The organism is Lujinxingia vulgaris (assembly GCF_007997005.1).
Classification (GTDB): domain Bacteria; phylum Myxococcota_A; class Bradymonadia; order Bradymonadales; family Bradymonadaceae; genus Lujinxingia.
Map to the genome: position 1 here is coordinate 78230 of NZ_VOSL01000014.1, position 17039 is coordinate 95268.

Here is a 17039-nt window from a genome sequence, read left to right on the forward strand (position 1 = left end):
CGGCATAGGGAGCACAGATGAAAACGGGATTTGTACTGATTCACGGAGCGGGCCTGGGCGGCTGGATCTGGCGGGACGTTGAGACGCAGCTGAAGCAGCCCGCGCTGGCCGTCGACTTCCCCGGACGCGCGTTGACGCCGGGGCAGCGCGGGGTGCTCTCGCTGAACGATTATGTGGCGGATGTGCAGGCGCAGATCGAGGCGTTTGAATGTGAGCGGGTGATTCTCGTGGCGCACTCGATCGGCGGGGTTCTGGCGCTCCCGATCGCAGCAGCGCTCGGCGATCGCGTGGCCGGGATGGTGGCCATCGGAGCGGCGATTCCCAACGATGGCGGCTCCTTTGCCTCGTGTCTGCCGCTCCCGAAACGCCTGCTGATGAAGGCATTGATTCGAGTGATGGGCACGCGTCCGCCCGAGAGCGTGATCGGTGCCGGGCTGGGCAGCGATCTGAGCGCCGAGCTTAGCGCGGAGCTCGTGGAGCGCTTTGCGCCGGAGTCTGCGGCGCTCTACTTCGAGGACTGCCAGGCGGCGGTGCCCGAGGTGCCCCGATGGTACGTGCGGTTGACGGCCGACAAGGAGTTTGGCGATGCGCTGCAGGCGAAGATGATCGCAAACCTGGGCACGCAGAAGGTTGTGGATGTGGCGTCGGGGCATCTGCCGATGTTGAGTCAAGCGGAGGCGTTGAGCGCGCATTTAAATGCGTTTGCGCGCGAGATCGAGGGGTGAGGATGATGGTATTGGCCGACCCTAAGTCGCGCATAGAAGAGCGGATGGCACACACCATGCATGACTTCGCGCTGCCATCACCAACCGCCCTTTTTCGGCGCAGCCCCTAGCCGCGTCGCTCGCCAGGCACAATCTGGACAAATCTTTATCCAGACCTCGTCCTTGCTGCCCCGCACGCTTTCATAAAAATAACCTTAGGAAACCTCATGATGCGCTCCGCCACCGCCGCCTTCCTCGCTTTTGGACTTCTTTTACCCGCCGCGGCCTTGGCCGAGACCGGCGGCGGCCCTGACGGCTCCTGCGACGTCGACGCCACACCCATCCCCGAGCTCGAATGCCTGACCATCGAGGGCGACTACAGCGCAGGGCTCTACTATGGCGAAATCTGCGCGCGTACCCTCACGCTCACCAATACCTGCGATCAGGCTGTCACGATCGTCGAAACCGAATGCGAGCCCGAGGCCTGCGTCTCCGCGACTCTGGAGCCCGGCGACGAATTCGCGATCCATATGGAAATCCCCGAGCCCTACGAGTTCGGCGACGAGAGCAGCGTGTTACGCTTTTTCGAGGCCAGCACCGACACCGTCGAGGCCACGCTCGAAATCAAGATTCGCAACTTCTATGAAGCGCCCGAATACCCCGATGAACCGCCTGTCGACGAGCCCGATACGGACGCTGGCTACGATGAGCCCGACGACGACGCCGGCGACAATCCCGGCACCGGTGGCTGCTCCACCTCCGGCAACACCCCGGCCCCGGCGCTGCTGACGCTGGCCGGCGCCCTGGGCCTCGTCGCTCTGCGTCGCCGACGCTAAACGCACCGAACATCCAGGTAAAAAGCCCCGACCTCGCTTTTGAGATCAGGGCTTTTTACGTTCAGCCCCCCGGAGGTTGTCCGCCCCCGGTCGTGCAACATCGGCGCTATCTCTGGAGAGTATCCGCCCCCGGGTCGTTTTCGACCTCACCGGGATTGACTCCGGCCCCCGCAAATGTAAAGAGTTGTTTTCAATCATTTCAGAAGTCGTCTCACCCTCAAATCATGCGCGTCTCACGAGCGTTGCGCCTCGCCTCTGGGCCCCCCTCTGCCGCCCTCGCCCCCCTCACTTGCCTCGGAGTTCTCCTAGCAACGTACGGCTCAGAAATCATCGCTCGTCACCCTCGTCGCCCTCCTGCTCACCTCCACCGCGGCTGGCTGCAGCTCGGAAGCCCCCCAGGATGGCCTCGCCATCAGCGGCACCGAAGCCACCAGCGAGCAATGCCCCCACGGCGGTCAGGTCATCCTCATCGATGAGACCGAGCACGTCCTCTGCCAGGGCGCCCCGAGCGAGGATGGTGAATCGCCCGAGATCGAGGTCACCGACGCCACGGCGGAGCAGTGTGATGAGGGTGGCGTGGTCATCACCCTCGATGGTGAAAGCCACATCATCTGCGACGGCGAAGATGGCGAAGATGGCGAAGACGGCGTAGACGGTGCGGCCGCTGCCCACGTGGTGGTACGCGCCAGTGAGGCCGAGGTCGCACAGTGTGAGTTTGGCGGCACCTTCCTGGAGTTTGGCCTCGACGCCAACGCCAACGGCACCCTCGACGCCGAAGAAGACGTGATCGAGAGCACGTCGATCTGCAACGGCGCCACCGGCGAAGCGGGTCAGGCGGGCCTAAACACGGCAATGCGCGTCAGCGCCGCCGACGTGGCCACCTGCGAGTACGGCGGCACCTTCCTGGAGTTCGGCATCGACGCCAACGCCAACGGCAGCCTCGACACCGAAGAAGACGTGATTGAGAGCGAGTCCATCTGCAACGGCGCCCCCGGCGAAGACGGGCTTACCCCGGAGGTCACGCTCAGCAACGCCACCTCCGAGGAATGCCCCGGCGGCGAGGGCACCCTGCTGACGATTGGCGAGGAGTCGACGCTGCTCTGCCCGCTGATGGTCGTGTATGTCTCCGATCTTCCCACCGGCGCGCTCGTCGTCGACAGCGCCACCGTCAGGAATGAAGCCCCCCTGGAGTGGCGCGTGGTCCATCATAACTACGGCTTCCTGGCCAACTCGGTGACCCTGCGCACCACCGAGCGCGTCGCGTCGCGCGCCCTCTACGATGGCGGCTGGGCCAACGCCTGGGGCTCAAGCGATCTGCGCACCTGGCTCAACGCCACCTTCGCCGACGCCTTCTCGCCAGAGTTGAGCGACGCGCTCACGCCCATCACTATCCCCTGGGTCTCCATCAACAGCGGTGGCGACGTCGACGCGGTCTTCATCGCCTCGCGCACCGAGCTTGGCGGCGAGGCGGTCGAAGGCGATGGCGAGGTCCTGGACGGGTTCGCCGACCCGGCCACCGCCGCTGAGCGACGCCTTGAGAGCGCGACCCCGGGTCAGTACTGGACCCGCACCGGCATGTGGACCACCTACAGCGGCAGCGAATATGCCATGAGCGCCTGGCTTGTGAACGCATCCGGCGACTTCGTCACGGGCAACTGGACCAGCGACTCTTTTGGCATCTGGCCGATGATCAACATCAACGGCCGCACCCTGGTGGTGCAGCGCGAGAGCGATCGTTTTGAAGTGATCACCCTCGACTAACACCCCACCGGAGCGACGCGCACCACTTCGAGCACGTTTTTTGAAGAGCGCCGGCACATCGCCGGCGCTCTTTTTTTATCGGATAGGACCGACCCTCGGTCGTACAATCCGGCGTCGACACGGGAAGCTGTTCAACCCTCGGTCGTGTAACATGGCGTATTTACTGGACTTTGCACGACCCTGGGTCGTGCAACCTTTAAAAGTGGTCCGACCCTGAGTGGTCCGACCCTGGGTCGTGATCCGACGTCTTTTGGAGAGGTTGTTTGTTTGTTTCGACGCTTCTTAATAGGGCAGCGGAGTACTCGACGCGGCCTCCGCCGGTCGCCCGACCATAAAGGCAATCTGCCCCAAAAAACCCTCCACGAACTCCTCGACGTCGGCGCCCTCCAGGGTCTCGTAGTCCTCTTCATCCGCAATATCAAAGCCCAGCTCGCCATCCATCCGCCTCCCGAGGGGCTCCATGCTCATCTGCTTCATAAAGCCGCGGCTGGAGCTCGGCAGCTCGGTGGTAAACGAGGCGAAGAAGGCCGGATTAAAGTCCGTCTCAATGATCAGGCGCTCCATGCAGCGCTCACTCTCAGCGCGCAGGGCCTCGGCGTCGTCATGCTCACTCAAGCTGACGCTGAAAAACGCCGCCGGCATATGCTGCAGCTCCCGGTGCCGCTCCCCGATCAGCTCCTCGATCGGCGGTGCATACTCCCCATCTTCCAGCGCGCTGCCGAAGATCACCCCGTCATACTCGCTGAACTCCAGCTCCTCGGGGATGGCCTCAGCGGTGAAAAGCTCCACACGGTGGCTCATCTCCTTGAGGTGGGTCGCGATCGCGTCGGCGACCCGGCGAGTTTCGATCGTGTCGGCCTGGTAGATAAGAGCGAGTCGGGTGATCGTGTCCATAAGCCCCTCGAACGAAAGTCATCGTAAGTGGTTGACGTTACACCCAAAATAGACCCGAACCCCACCTCACCAACGTCGTTTATGCCCGCACTCAACCCTCACCGGACACACATCCACGCGCCCCACCCAACGCCCGCGCTCACCTCCCAACATCGCGAACCCCGACGCCCCACAACCACAACCCGCACGCCCCCCCAACCACCCACCTCCGCAAAATAAAAAACCCGAGCGCACTCAGGGCGGCGCCTGGCAAGGAGATAGGGATGAAGCTGTAGCAGCGCTACCGCGAATCCCTATCGACACCGCCAGCGTCGTCCTGATGCGCTCGGCGGCGCTCGGCGACGTTGTTCGACCCAGAAGCCTCTGGCATACTGGCGGCGAGCTGACGCCCTTTTAGTGGTTTTAACGCGCTCTTTTTCTTCCGTCGCTGAACACCTCCGGCGCCTGGACAATGCATGCGTGGTACTACGGGAACGTGTCCCGGCTGTGACGGCACCGGTGTGGTGGCCGCGCCCTGTGAGGAGCGGGGCTGCGCCAAGCGCGGGCTGCACTATATCTCCAACACCGACTGGGAGCGGGCCCACCGCGGCGCCGCCGAGCAGCCCGACCCGGTGATCGGCCAGATGGTCGGCGATTTTCTGGTCGTCGGCACCCTGGGCTCGGGCGGGTTCGGGCGCGTGTATCTGGCGTACCAGTCGCCGCTCTTAAGGCTCAAAGGGGCGCTCAAGCTCATCAACGTCGACACCGACGAGCCCGAGTTCTCGCGGGTGCTCCTCCAGAAGTTCCAGAGCGAGGCGGAGGTGCTCGCGCACTTAAGCCACCCCAACATCGTGCGCCTGCTCAAGTACGGCATTCACGCCGGGCGGCCTTATCTTGTGATGGAGTTCATCGACGGCAGCCGCACCCTGCGCGATGAGATTCACGCCCGCACCGAGGATGGCCGCGGCTTTAGCGCCGAGGAGATCCTCACCATCACCAACCAGCTCCTCAACGGGCTGGGCGCGGCCCACCAGGACAGCATCGTCCACCGCGACATCAAGCCCGAAAACATCATGATCCAGGCCGTGGTGGGCAACCCCCTTTACGTGCGCCTGCTGGACTTCGGGCTGGCCAAGTTCGTCGAGCATAAGAGCGATACGCGCTGGCACCTGGGCTCACCAAATTATATGGCGCCCGAGCAGATCTCGCGCAAAAACCTGGGACCCTGGACCGATCTTTACGCCGTCAGCGTGATGCTCTTTGAGTTTTTGAGCGGCCGCCGCCCCTTCCCCGGCGCCTCCGAGCAGGAGGTGTTGATCAAGAAGATCAAAGAGGAGTTTGATCCCCTCGATGAGATCGCCGACCTGAACTTCCCGGAGGTCACCCGCGACTTTCTGGCCCGGGGGCTTGCGCGCGATCCCAAAACGCGTTTTCAGGATGTCGAAGCGCTGCGCCGGGCGATGCGCCCGGCCGTCGAAGCCCTCTCCGGCCAGCTCGGCCCTCGCGGCACGCTGCTGCCCGGGCAGACCGCTCATCTGGCCTCCCGGGATCTTCTCGCTCTTAAGACGGTGCGCGCTGAGGCCGCCGACGACCTCGCCACGCGCCGCGTCCCCACCTCGGAAGAGCTCGCCATCGCCCCTGAAAACGAGATCGAGCCCGAGAGCGAGCCCGAGAACGAGATCGAGCCCGAGAGCGAGCCCGAGATCGAGATCGAGCCCGAGCCCGAGATCGAGATCGAGATCGAGATCGAGCCCGAGAGCGAGATCGAGCCCGAGATCGAGCCCGAGAGCGAGCCCGAGAGCGAGATCGAGCCCGAGATCGAGCCCGAGAGCGAGCCCGAGAGCGAGATCGAGCCCGCCCCTAAACCCTCTCAAAAACCCACCGCCTTACTCGTTAGCGCGCTGCTCCTCACCCTGGCCGGCATCGTCCTCGCCGACATCTACGGCCCCGGTTTTCTACCGCCTCCGTTCTCCCTCAAAGCCGCGCTGGCCAAAAACTCGCAAGAAAATGCCCCTGCCACCTCGTCTTCAGACGAACCCATCGCCGCCGAAATCCAAGATCTGAGCGCGGATCCGGACCCCGACGCCCTCTCGATCGCCCCGCTCATTGAGAACGCAAGCCACACCGTCAGAGGCGCTCTGATCGCGGCCGCCGAGGGTCTTCCGAGCGATGCCGTCGCCGCGCCCCCCCGCTTCGTACAGCAGATGGCCCTTGGCAAGTTCCACTCTTGCATCCTGCTGCGCGAGGGTCAGGTGCGCTGCTGGGGCGCAAACTTCGACGCCGAGCTGGGTCTGGGCCACCGCGAGCGCATGGGCGACGACGAGCCGGCCTCCGAGGCCGGGTTCGTGGCGCTGGGAGAGCCGGCCATCGCGATCGCGGCCGCCGGCGACTACAACGCGTCGTTTACCTGCGCGCTCTTAGAGAGCCGCGCTCTGCGCTGCTGGGGCAGCAACCACTTTGGCCAGCTGGGCCTGGGTCGCGACGTGCGCCGCGTCGGCGAAGACGAGCTCCCCGCCGACATCGAGCCCATCACCATGGGCGGGCCGGTCAAAACGCTGACCGTCGGCGCGATGCAATACGCCACCCACGCCTGTGCCCTTCTCGACGACGGCGATCTCAAATGCTGGGGCAACAACCGCTACGGCCAGCTCGGACTGGGCCACACCCATCACCTGGGCAAAGCGGAGGTCCCGGCCAACATCAACCCGGTCAACGTCGGCGCCGACGTCCTGGAGATCAGCGCCGGAAAGTTCCACACCTGCGCGCTCTTAGAGGGCGGCGAACTCAAATGCTGGGGCCGAAACCAGGCCGGACAGCTTGGCCAGGAGCACACCGACAATATCGGCGACAACGAGCACCCCGCCGCCGTCGACTTTATCGATGTGGGCGATGAGGTGTTGGCGGTCTCCGCCGGCCGCAGCCACACCTGCGCGCTGCTCCCCGAAGGACGCGCCCGCTGCTGGGGCTGGAACGAGCACGGCCAGCTGGGCCTGGGCCACACCAACAACATCGGCGACGACGAGTCCCCGGCCGAAGCCGGCGACATCGACGCCGGCGGCCCGATCTTGCAGATCGACGCCGGCGGCCTGCACACCTGCGCGCTCTTAGAGGGCGGCCGAGTGCGCTGCTGGGGCGACAACCGCTTTGGCCAGCTCGGCTACGGGCACCGCCGCTCCGTCGGCACCGACGCCCCGCCCTCGCAGGCCACCGACGTCTACCTGGGCGGCAAGGCCGTGGCCATCGAAGCCTCGAACTACCACACCTGCGCGCTCCTCGAAGACGACACGATGCGCTGCTGGGGTTTTAATGATTTTGGCCAGCTCGGCTACGGCCACACCGACCTTATCGGTGACGATGAGGCCCCCGCCATCGCCGGCGCGGTGCCCGCCTATGAGCTCGACACCCCCGACGCCGAACCCTTGTAACCAGGTCATGTTTCCGACTTCTGGGCGCGATGATGTTCGCCCCCCGGTTGAACAGTTCAACCTCATTGCTGGCAATGGTCCGACCCTGGCAAGGGTCCGACCCTCGGTCGTGCAACTCGACGCCATCACTCGCGATCGTCCGACCCCGGGTCGTGCAACTCCGCGCACGATCGCCGCCTACGTCTCATCATCCAACCTCTCCTCAACCTCCACCCTCTCCGGCCCGATCCGCCACGTCTTCTGCGTCACTCGCTGCCGAAAACGCGCGTCGTGGCTCACCAGCAGAAGCGCCCCGGGGTAGGCGACCAGCGCCTCCTCCAGCCGCTCGATCGAGGGCAGATCGAGGTGATTGGTCGGCTCATCGAGAATCATCGCGCAGACGCGCTGATGCAGCGCCTGCGCCAGCATCACCTTACGCGCCTCCCCGGGGCTGGGGGGGGCGCCGCCGAGCAACTTCGAGGGGTCCGTTCCCAGCGCGGCCACGATGTTCATCACCTCTCCGAGCTCGTCGGGGTGCATCGCTTTGAGCGCCTGCATGCTGGCCGATGTCCGACCCTCGGTCAGCTCTTGAGGCAGGTAGAGCACCCGATCTTCGGGCACGTGAAGGTTCGCCATCAGCAGGCGCAGCAGCGTCGACTTACCCGCCCCGTTGGGGCCGGTCAGCGCGATCTTCTCGCTGCGCCCGAGCGCCAGGCGAAGATCGCCTGCCAGCACCCGATCGCCGGCCTTCAACGCCTCGCCAGTGAGGCTCGCCAGGGGATCTTTGGGCGAGGGCTCAAAGTCCACGAGCAGCGCCCGGCCCAGGGCTTTGTGGATGGGAAGTTCTCTTAACCTCGCATCGGCTTTTGCGAGCTCGCGGCCCACCACACCGGCCTCCCGGCTGGCCTTCGCCGACGCGTCGATCGCGCGCCCTTTTCGCGCCATGCTGCGCGCGTCGCTGTCGCGCACCGAGGTCATGCGGCTCTTTGTGCTGAGCGAGCGCTCCGTGGACTGCTGGCGCTCGGCGGCCTCCACGCTTGCGCGCTTGAGCCGATCGCGCGCCGCCTCGGCGTTTTGCCGCGCCTGCACCTCCCCGGCAATCCGCAACTTCCGCATGTCAAAAGCAGCGCTGTACGCCGCCGGATAGACCTTGAGCGCCACCTCGCCAGGGCCCGGCTCCAGCCACAGGGTCGCCTGGCACGTCGCGTCGAGCAGCGCGCGATCATGGCTGACCACCACGCCCACCCCCCGGTGCAGCCCCATCGCCTCCATCAACCACGCTCGCCCCTCCGCGTCGAGGTGGTTGGTGGGTTCGTCCAGAAGCAAAAGATCGGGACGGGCCATCAGCGCCGCGCCGATCTGCCAGCGCTTGCGCTCCCCCGGGGAGAGCGTCTCCCAGCGGGTCCACCCCTCATAGTCCAGATCAAGGCGGCTTTTGAGGCGCATCGCCTCTTTATCCCAGCGCTGCGCCGCCTCATCGACCCGCTCACCCGGCGCCTCCACGCGCTGCTCACAGCAGACCACCGGCCCCTCAAACTCGTGCACCATCCGACCCTCGGTCGGCTCCAGCGCCCCGCTCAGAAGACTCATGAATGTGGATTTTCCCGCGCCGTTCGGCCCCACGAGCCCGTACCAGCCGGCCTCCAGATGCAGATCCAGGCCCCGAAAGAGCGTGTGGATCGCGCGCGGATACGAAAAAGCGACGCGCTCAAGGCGCACCGACACCTGCGTTGAAGTCATACGACCTCCTTTCAAGAGAATGGGCGCAGATCCAAAACAGAAGGACCTGCAAATCATCGCGCTCTTAAAAGGGGGTTACTTCACCAGCGGACTCGGGGTTTGGGAAAAGGGAAGTCGGTGGCCCACACGACCTCTCGATCGGCGGCGACACGACGGCTCAAAACTAGGCAGGTGTTTTCAAGAAATCAAGACGTCGACGCGCGCGCCGTGCAAGATGAAATGATACGATGTGCGCGAGTTTTATAAATCCGTATACAACATGCGCGTCGCCATATGTGCTCCACACGGCCCTTCACGCTCACGCGAACTTTTCCTACGCCACACAAAAATCACCAAAACACCAACAAAACCAACACATTACACACCCAGCACTCACCCTCCTCCCTGATTAAAAATACCTGAGTGAAAAATATGGCACGGGGCTCGCTATGGGGAAGGTTCGAGTCTGGAGGCCGACGCCGTCGACACGTTGAAAGACAACGCCCGACCCGCCTCCTCAACATCTCTCGAACACAGCGGCGAGGAGCTGCCGCAAGGAAAGTCAGATGAAACACCACCTGCGTAAGTTGAACATCCCCAAACACTTCCATCCCCACCTGCTCAAGACCATCGGGACGATGATCGAGAGCGGGCAGACCACCCCGGATGAGGCCTACGAGGAGCTGCGGGCGATCGTGGAGGCCCCCGAAAACTACCAGGGTGAGACCTTCGCGGAGCTCGCCGACTACCTTCAAAAGGTCGAGATCTGGAAAGAGCCCGAGACCCGCGCGCCCTGGGCGCAGTGGGGTGAGAATCTGGAGCCGCAGGCGGTCAAGCAGATGGAGCAGGCCTCGCGCCTCCCCATCGCCTACCGCGGCGCGCTGATGGCCGACGCCCACCTGGGCTACGGCCTGCCCATCGGCGGCGTGCTGGCCACCGAGGGGGCGGTGATCCCCTACGCGGTCGGCGTGGACATCGCCTGCCGGGTGAAGTTGAGCGTGCTCGATGTCGATCTGCAGAGCTTTGAGGATCATCCCGAGCGTTTTGAGCGCGCCATTGAGCGGGAGACCGCCTTTGGCATCGGCGCGCATTTCAAGAAGCCCCACGATCACAAGGTGATGGATGAGGACTGGGAGATCTCGCCCATCACCTCTCGCGGTAAGTCCAAAGGCTGGAAGCAGCTCGGGAGCAGCGGCTCGGGGAACCACTTTGTGGAGTTCGGGGTGCTCACCCTCACCGAGCCGGACCTGGGGCTTGAGGCCGGGCGCTACCTGGCGCTTTTGAGCCATAGCGGCAGCCGCGGCACCGGCGCGGCGGTGGCCAACCACTACTCGAAGCTTGCGATGAAGCTGCACCCGGAGCTTCCCTCGGAGCTTCGTCACCTGGCCTGGCTCGACCTTAAGAGCGAGCCCGGCCAGGAGTACTGGGCGGCGATGGAGCTGATGGGGCGCTACGCGTCGGCCAACCACGCGGTGATTCACCGCCAGATCCTGCGCAACCTCGGCGCCGAGGCGCTGGCCCAGGTCGAGAACCACCATAACTACGCCTGGAAGGAAGTTCATGACGGCCGCGAGCTGATTGTGCATCGCAAAGGCGCCACGCCGGCGGGTAAGGGTGTGCTCGGGGTGATTCCGGGCTCGATGGCCGACCCCGGCTTTGTGGTCCGCGGCAAAGGAAACGCCCTCTCATTAGAGAGCGCCGCCCACGGGGCCGGGCGCGTGATGTCGCGCACCCGAGCCAAGAAGACGATGGACTGGGCCCCGGTCAAAGAGCGCCTGGCGCGCCAGAAGGTGCGACTTCTCTCGGCCGGCCTCGATGAGGTCCCCGACGTGTACAAAAACATCGAAGAGGTCATGCGCGCCCAGAACGACCTCGTGGAGATCGTGGCCCGCTTCGACCCGCGCATGGTCAAGATGGCGCCGGCCGGCGAACCGGCGGAGGACTAAGTGGCTGAATTTAAACAAGAACCAATCACAATCGATGGCAGCGCCGGTGAGGGGGGCGGCCAGGTGCTGCGCAGCGCGCTGACGATGGCGATGCTCACCGGCCGCCCCTTCGCCATGGAGAAGATCCGCGCCGGCCGGCGACGCAGCGGCCTGCTGCGCCAGCATCTGACCTGTGTGCGGGCCGCCACAGCGATCTGCAACGCCGAGGTGGAGGGCGCCGACCTTGGAAGCCAATCCCTGCGCTTTACGCCGGGCGATCTTCAGGGCGGCGACTTCCGCTTCGAGGTGGGCTCGGCCGGCAGCGCCATGCTGGTGTTGCAGACGGTGCTCCTGCCGCTGGCGCTCAGCGGGCAACCCGCCACGCTGAGCATCAGCGGGGGCACCCACAACCCGGCCGCGCCCCCCTTTGAGTTCATCGCGCGCGCCTACCTCAAGGTGCTGCGCGAGGCCGGCCTCTCCATCGAAGCCGAGCTGCGCCGCCCGGGCTTTATGCCCGCCGGCGGCGGGGAGGTTTTTGTCGACGTTTCGCCTGCGAGTGGCCGACCTACGGTCGTGCAAAGCCCGCATAAAACCTCGTCGATCGATGCGTCACCCGCCCTCGACCTGATGGCGCGCGGCGAACTTCTCGACGCCTCCCTTGAGGCGCTGATCGCCCACCTCCCGACCTCCATCGCCGAGCGAGAGATCCAGACCTTTTTAAAACGCGCGCCCGCCCTCCCCGCCCCCGGGGTCGGCTGGAAGACCGAGGTGCTCCGCCACGACACAAGCCCCGGACCGGGCAACGCGCTCCTCGCCACGCTGAACTTCGAGCACGTCCGCGAGGTCGTCTTTGTGCCGGGTCAAAAAGGCGTGAGCGCCGAGACCGTCGCCGAGCGCCTGGCCGACGCGCTTGGCGCCTACCTCCAGCACGACGCCCCGGTGGGCGAACACCTCGCCGACCAGCTCCTGGTGGTGCTCGCCGCGCTCGGCCGCGGGCGCTTTCGCTGCGGCGAGCTGAGCTCGCATGCCCGCACCCAGCTTGAACTTCTGCCACGTTTCACCGGCCGCGAGTTCGAGGTGAACGAGCGCGACGATGGCACCTTCGACGTTGGCCTGGAGTCTCAATGAGTGCTCGAAAACCCACCGTTGTGATCGGCCTCTTAGGCTCCCAGCTCGACCGCGGCTTTGCTCCGGCCCGCTGGGAGCGCTGGCGCCCTTCGGTGGGGATCTGCCAGCAGGACGACCTGCTCATCGATCGTTTTGAGCTCCTCTGCCAGCCCGGCGATCGCCGGCTCGCCAGACAGGTCACCGAAGACATCGCGCAGGTCTCACCCTCGACCGAGATCGTGCTGCGCGAACTTCCTCTGAACGACCCCTGGGATTTTGAAGAAGTCTTTGGCGCGCTGCACGACTTCAGCCGCGCCTACCCCTTTGAGGATGACGAAGAGTATCTGCTGCACCTGACCACGGGCACCCACGTCGCGCAGATCTGCATGTTTCTCCTGGCCGAATCCCGCCACCTGCCCGCGCGTCTTTTGCAGAGCTCCCCGCGCAAAAAAGGCCCGATGCGGGCCGCCGGGGGCTGGCGGCTCATCGATCTGGATCTCTCGCGCTACGACCGGCTGGCCGCGCGCTTTGCGCGCGAGCAGCACGAGGCCACCACGCTGCTCAAAGGCGGCATCAACACCCGCAACGCGACGTTTAACGCGCTGATCGAAAAGATCGAGATCGTCGCCCAGCGCTCCCGAGAGCCGATGCTGCTCACAGGCCCCACCGGCGCGGGCAAGACGCAGCTGGCGCGGCGCATCTACGAGCTCAAAAAACAACGCCACCAGGTCCGCGGCCCCTTTGTGGCCATCAACTGCGCCACGCTGCGGGGCGACGGGGCCATGAGCGCGCTTTTTGGCCACCGCCGCGGCGCGTTCACCGGGGCGGTGGCCGCGCGCGAAGGGTTGCTCAAGCGCGCCGACGGCGGGGTCGTCTTCCTCGACGAGATCGCCGAGCTCGGCGCCGACGAGCAGGCCATGCTTTTGCGCGCGCTGGAGACCGGTCGTTTTTTGCCCGTCGGCGCCGACGATGAAGTCGAGAGCGACTTTGTGCTCATCGCCGGCACCAACGCCGATCTTCTCGATGAGGTGCAGCGCGGCCGCTTCCGCGCCGACCTCCTCGCCCGCATCAACCTCTGGAGCTTCGAGCTTCCGGGTCTGGCCGCGCGCCGCGAAGACATCGAGCCCAACCTCGACTTTGAGTTGGAGGCCTATGGCGAGCGCCACGGAGAGCGGGTGCGCATCAACCTGGAGGCGCGCCGTCGCTACCTGGACTTCGCGCTGAGCGACGACGCCACCTGGACGGCGAACTTTCGCGACTTAAACGCCTCGGTGGTCCGCATGGCCACCCTGGCCCGCGCCGGCGTGATCGATGAGGCGGTGGTGGCTGAAGAGATCGAGAGGTTGCAGGTGCGCTGGGGCCTCAACGGCGCGAGCGACGACGCCCACATGGCACATCCGGGGGTCGGACATCACCCGCTCAACGCGAGCGACGACGCCCACATGGCACGTCCGGGGGTCGGACATCACCCGCTCAACGCGAGCGACGACGCCCACATGGCACATCCGGGGGTCGGACATCACACCGCTGCGAAGGTCGGTCGAAGCGCGGCGATGGGAGAGGTTGAAGATGTGCTCTCGGAGCTGGGTGTTGGCGAGCTCGACGATTTCGACGCCGTGCAACTTCGCTATGTGATTGAAGTCTGCCGCCAATGCGCAACGCTCTCGGAGGCAGGCCGCGCGCTCTTCGCCCACTCCCGCACACGCCGAAAGTCGCGCAACGACGCCGATCGCCTGCGGAAATACCTGCAGAAATTCGGGTTGGACTTCGACACCCTCACCGCCCTCAACGAGCCGGTGTAACGACGTGGCCACGCCTCACGAGGCTCAGGTCGGACCGGGCTCTCTGTCCAGCTCGGGATAGTGCCGAAAGATCCCGTCCTCATTGAAGGGGATGCAACGCTCGCTCTTGAGATACGCCGCAATGCGCTCGCGCGTTGCGACCTGATGCGCGTGCCGCTCCAGGCGAGCGTACCGCGGTCGGTAGGCCGACCAGGCCCTCGGAAAAGCGTAGCGAATCCCCCGGATCATCTGAAAAAGCCCGAGGTCCGGATAGGTCAGGCGATCGCCAAGAAGACAATCCCCCGGCGTGGCGTTGAGCGCGCTCTCAAAGTAGTCGAGAAACTTCGGCAGGCGCTCCTCGATGAAGTTGCGGGTTCGCTGACGCGCGGCGTCCTGCTGATCCTCATAATAACGTCCGACCGCGATCGGATGATGCGTGTCGTGAACCTCAGACAACATGTCTTCGAGGGTGATCTGGAGCTGGTTGGCGTGCCAGATCGCGTCGCCCTCGGGCGCAAGCCCGTGATGGGTTCCGAGGTAGAGGCAGATATTCGGGGTCTGGGAGATCGTCAGCGGGCCCGCCCTCAACACAGGCACCGCGAACGCCGGCGTCTGCCCGAAGTCCTCGGCCAGAAGACGCTCAATCGCGGCCGTCCCGCCCCCCTCGGCCTCCGGCAACCGCGCCACGTCGATATAAGACACACCACACTCTTCCAACACCAGGCGCACAAACTCGCCACGCCCCGGGATCGATGGCCAATAGTAGAGTTCACAGGTCATGCAGAAACCTCGTCGCAGCTGCTCCGGGAGATGCGGCACACGCCCGGGTGTCGCACACCCAAACCGGTCAGGATGTGTTGGCGCAAAAGGTATACACACCACGTCTTCTTTCGATGACTGGAGGCTCGATGAAACATCTCGCAACCCCACTCTCACCCCATCCGAGCTCCGCAAGCCCTCTTCTCCCCGACCGCCCCAGCCGGTCCGACCCACGGTTGTGGTCGAAGATCGCCATCGTTGGTGCCAGGCCAGCGCCCTGGCACAAAAAAACCCGGCCCCCAAAAGGGGCCGGGCGTCGCGCGAGGCGTTGAAGCCTCACGCCGCAAACGAGCATCCCACAAACGCTCAGTCGATCACGTCGTCGGCGCCGGAGCCGTCAAAGGTGTTGTTCGCCAGCAAGTCCGCTACATCGGCGGCCTCAGCGGCTTCGATCGCCGTCACGCTGTAGCTGGAGAACGTGTTGTTTTCGACGTTGATCGAGTTCCGCAGCGTGAGCGCGGTCGTCGCGTACGAAAACTCGGCGTACGCAATGGTGCTGTTGGAGGTCATCGAGCCATTGATCCAGACGCCTTCCCAGGCTCCGGCTTCTTCAAGCTCCGAGGTGAAGATGATCGGCGCATCGACGGTTCCCACCGCGGTCACGGTGCCGCCATTGCCGTTCCAGCCAAACTCCAGCGACTGATCCGGCGCGAAATAAAACACGGTGCCCGGCTCAATCACGACCTCGGCCGCATCGCGGGTGGAGATGTCGTCGATCACGCGGTAGGGCGCGCCCAGCGGGCGGATCGTGGCATCGATGCTCAGGTTACCTTCGACATCAATGAAGTCATCTTCATTTCCCTCGATGGTGCCCGTGGGCATCGTGCCGATGGTCTGAAAGCCGATGACCGCCGCGCGCCCCTGGGTGTTGAGGATCGAGATGTTCTCCGAGCCGGTGCGAAGGCCCTCGCGCAGCGCAAAGCCGGTGTGAAAGCTCTCCTCCACGCTCAGGTTCTGAATGCGGATCCCCGAGCGCACCTCGACGGCAGCCTCGGTGTTGGTCCCGGCGTAGCGCACCTGCACGTGGTTGATGTTGGAGCTGCTGAGCACATCCCCGCGCACGATGATGCCGCGCCAGGAGCCGGGCGTGGGATCGATCGCATCAAAGACGATGGGGGACTCGGCGCTTCCCTGAAGATCAAACGAGAACGTGTTGCCGTTCCAGCCAAACTCGATGAGCTGGTCCACATCGACCAGAAACTCCACGCCCTCGGAGACGTTAAACGCCCCGCCGTCTCGACCCGAAAGCCCCTCGGCCACCACAAAAGAGACGCCGGGGTCCTGCACGTTGACCTCGGTGGTGATGTTGCTGAAGTCCAGCACGATCACGTTGTCGGTGTTGTCGCTGATCTCACCGCCGTAGGGGAAGTTCGCCAGGGCGCTCTCGTTGGTGAGCACCACCGCCTCTTCGGCGCTCCCGGTCACGGTGAGCCCCTCCGAGCCGCTGCGGAAGCTGTAGGCCTCTACGCCCACATCGCCGGACTCATTGACGGTGACGTTGGAGAGGGTAAACCCGGCGTTCTGAACCAGCGCGGGCTGCTCGCCACCGGCGTGGTGAATCTCCACATGCTCCAGGCGGCTGTTGGTCGCGCCGTCGCCGCGGAAGATGATCCCCCGCCAGAACCCGGCCTCGGCCGTCTCGCCACGAAAGACGATCGGCGCCTCTTCGGTGCCTTCGGCAAAGACGGCGTAGTCGTTGCCGTTCCAGCCAAACTCAAACTGGACGTCGGCCTGCACATAAAAGGTGGTGCCCGCCTCAATCGTGATCTCCGCACCGTTGCGAATCGAGACGTCATCGACCACCAGGATATCGCCCGACCAGGTCTGATCCTCGGTGATGTTTCCGCCCAGCTCGGTCATCTCATCCGGGTTGGGCGTGGCGTCGGGATCGCCGGAGTCGCCGGCGTCATCACCCGCGTCGGTGTCTTCCACAACCGGGTCTTCGTCGTCGCCGGTGACGCAGGCTGGCCCGGCCAGGGTCAACGAAAGCAAACCGGCGAGCACGTACTTCGATCGATTCCTAAACAACATCATAGCTCCACAAGTTGGTGGTTTTACCGCGCCGGCGTTCGCTGAGCGCGGCCCCATTCCCTGAAATTAGCAAGGTAGC

The 17039-nt window shown here is 64.8% G+C and carries 12 protein-coding genes; 7 read left to right on the forward strand and 5 right to left on the reverse strand.

All coding sequences use genetic code 11. The features are described from left to right. The first annotated feature begins 17 nt into the window (after positions 1-17). Together FRC96_RS03215 and FRC96_RS03220 are read left to right on the forward strand one after the other, a co-directional pair. Entirely contained in the window at positions 18-725 is a 708-nt protein-coding gene (locus FRC96_RS03215) for an alpha/beta fold hydrolase (RefSeq protein WP_146972641.1), read from the forward strand. A 206-nt stretch (positions 726-931) separates the two neighbouring features. Next, positions 932-1540 carry an MYXO-CTERM sorting domain-containing protein gene (locus FRC96_RS03220; protein WP_146972643.1) on the forward strand — a complete coding sequence of 203 codons (609 nt, stop codon included), beginning with the start codon at positions 932-934 and terminating at the stop codon, positions 1538-1540. A gap of 327 nt (positions 1541-1867) precedes the next feature. On the opposite strand, the gene FRC96_RS03225 is transcribed toward FRC96_RS03220, so the two are convergent. Next, positions 1868-2146, reverse strand: coding sequence for a hypothetical protein (locus tag FRC96_RS03225; RefSeq protein WP_146972645.1), 279 nt, complete (start codon positions 2144-2146; stop codon positions 1868-1870). Between FRC96_RS03225 and FRC96_RS03230 the strand changes: the two genes are divergently transcribed. Next, complete coding sequence (locus FRC96_RS03230) at positions 2117-3301, forward strand: DUF7151 family protein (protein ID WP_146972646.1); 1185 nt, start codon at positions 2117-2119, stop codon at positions 3299-3301. The genes FRC96_RS03225 and FRC96_RS03230 overlap by 30 nt on opposite strands. 282 nt (positions 3302-3583) lie before the next feature. On the opposite strand, the gene FRC96_RS03235 is transcribed toward FRC96_RS03230, so the two are convergent. Further along, positions 3584-4195: a flavodoxin domain-containing protein gene (locus tag FRC96_RS03235; protein WP_146972648.1), complete on the reverse strand. Its 612-nt coding sequence runs from the start codon at positions 4193-4195 to the stop codon at positions 3584-3586. Positions 4196-4650: 455 nt separating this feature from the next. Between FRC96_RS03235 and FRC96_RS03240 the strand changes: the two genes are divergently transcribed. Beyond that, positions 4651-7599, forward strand: a complete 2949-nt coding sequence (locus tag FRC96_RS03240) for a protein kinase domain-containing protein (RefSeq protein WP_146972650.1) — start codon at positions 4651-4653, stop codon at positions 7597-7599. A 177-nt stretch (positions 7600-7776) separates the two neighbouring features. Here FRC96_RS03240 and FRC96_RS03245 read toward each other — a convergent pair whose 3' ends face one another. Then, a complete protein-coding gene (locus FRC96_RS03245) occupies positions 7777-9318 on the reverse strand; it encodes an ATP-binding cassette domain-containing protein (protein WP_230469820.1) in 1542 nt (513 codons plus the stop codon). 545 nt (positions 9319-9863) lie between these two features. Here FRC96_RS03245 and FRC96_RS03250 point away from each other — a divergent pair. Genes FRC96_RS03250 through rtcR form a run of 3 tightly spaced genes read left to right on the forward strand, consistent with a single transcriptional unit; the run spans position 9864 to position 14131 of the window. Continuing rightward, on the forward strand, positions 9864-11243 hold the full coding sequence (locus tag FRC96_RS03250; protein WP_146972653.1) for an RtcB family protein: 1380 nt from the start codon (positions 9864-9866) through the stop codon (positions 11241-11243). Beyond that, the gene (rtcA, locus tag FRC96_RS03255) at positions 11244-12350 is read left to right on the forward strand and encodes an RNA 3'-terminal phosphate cyclase (protein ID WP_146972655.1); all 1107 of its coding nucleotides are present in this window, start codon (positions 11244-11246) and stop codon (positions 12348-12350) included. Then, positions 12347-14131, forward strand: coding sequence for an RNA repair transcriptional activator RtcR (gene rtcR, locus FRC96_RS03260; protein ID WP_230469821.1), 1785 nt, complete (start codon positions 12347-12349; stop codon positions 14129-14131). Before rtcA ends, rtcR begins: the two co-directional genes overlap by 4 nt. A 24-nt stretch (positions 14132-14155) precedes the next feature. On the opposite strand, the gene FRC96_RS03265 is transcribed toward rtcR, so the two are convergent. Both FRC96_RS03265 and FRC96_RS03270 read right to left on the reverse strand, forming a co-directional pair. Next, on the reverse strand, positions 14156-14890 hold the full coding sequence (locus FRC96_RS03265) for a glutathione S-transferase family protein (protein WP_146972657.1): 735 nt from the start codon (positions 14888-14890) through the stop codon (positions 14156-14158). 345 nt (positions 14891-15235) lie between these two features. Continuing rightward, complete coding sequence (locus FRC96_RS03270; RefSeq protein ID WP_146972658.1) at positions 15236-16960, reverse strand: hypothetical protein; 1725 nt, start codon at positions 16958-16960, stop codon at positions 15236-15238. Between the last annotated feature and the right edge of the window lie 79 nt (positions 16961-17039).

What these genes read in the sequence shown, in the direction of transcription:
- FRC96_RS03215 (WP_146972641.1), top strand. Translation starts at nt 18, where the DNA reads ATGAAAACGGGATTTGTACTGATTCACGGAGCGGGCCTGGGCGGCTGG.
- FRC96_RS03220 (WP_146972643.1), top strand. Translation starts at nt 932, where the DNA reads ATGATGCGCTCCGCCACCGCCGCCTTCCTCGCTTTTGGACTTCTTTTA.
- FRC96_RS03235 (WP_146972648.1), bottom strand. Translation starts at nt 4,195, where the DNA reads ATGGACACGATCACCCGACTCGCTCTTATCTACCAGGCCGACACGATC.
- FRC96_RS03240 (WP_146972650.1), top strand. Translation starts at nt 4,651, where the DNA reads ATGCGTGGTACTACGGGAACGTGTCCCGGCTGTGACGGCACCGGTGTG.
- FRC96_RS03245 (WP_230469820.1), bottom strand. Translation starts at nt 9,318, where the DNA reads ATGACTTCAACGCAGGTGTCGGTGCGCCTTGAGCGCGTCGCTTTTTCG.
- FRC96_RS03250 (WP_146972653.1), top strand. Translation starts at nt 9,864, where the DNA reads ATGAAACACCACCTGCGTAAGTTGAACATCCCCAAACACTTCCATCCC.
- rtcR (WP_230469821.1), top strand. Translation starts at nt 12,347, where the DNA reads ATGAGTGCTCGAAAACCCACCGTTGTGATCGGCCTCTTAGGCTCCCAG.
- FRC96_RS03265 (WP_146972657.1), bottom strand. Translation starts at nt 14,890, where the DNA reads ATGACCTGTGAACTCTACTATTGGCCATCGATCCCGGGGCGTGGCGAG.
- FRC96_RS03270 (WP_146972658.1), bottom strand. Translation starts at nt 16,960, where the DNA reads ATGTTGTTTAGGAATCGATCGAAGTACGTGCTCGCCGGTTTGCTTTCG.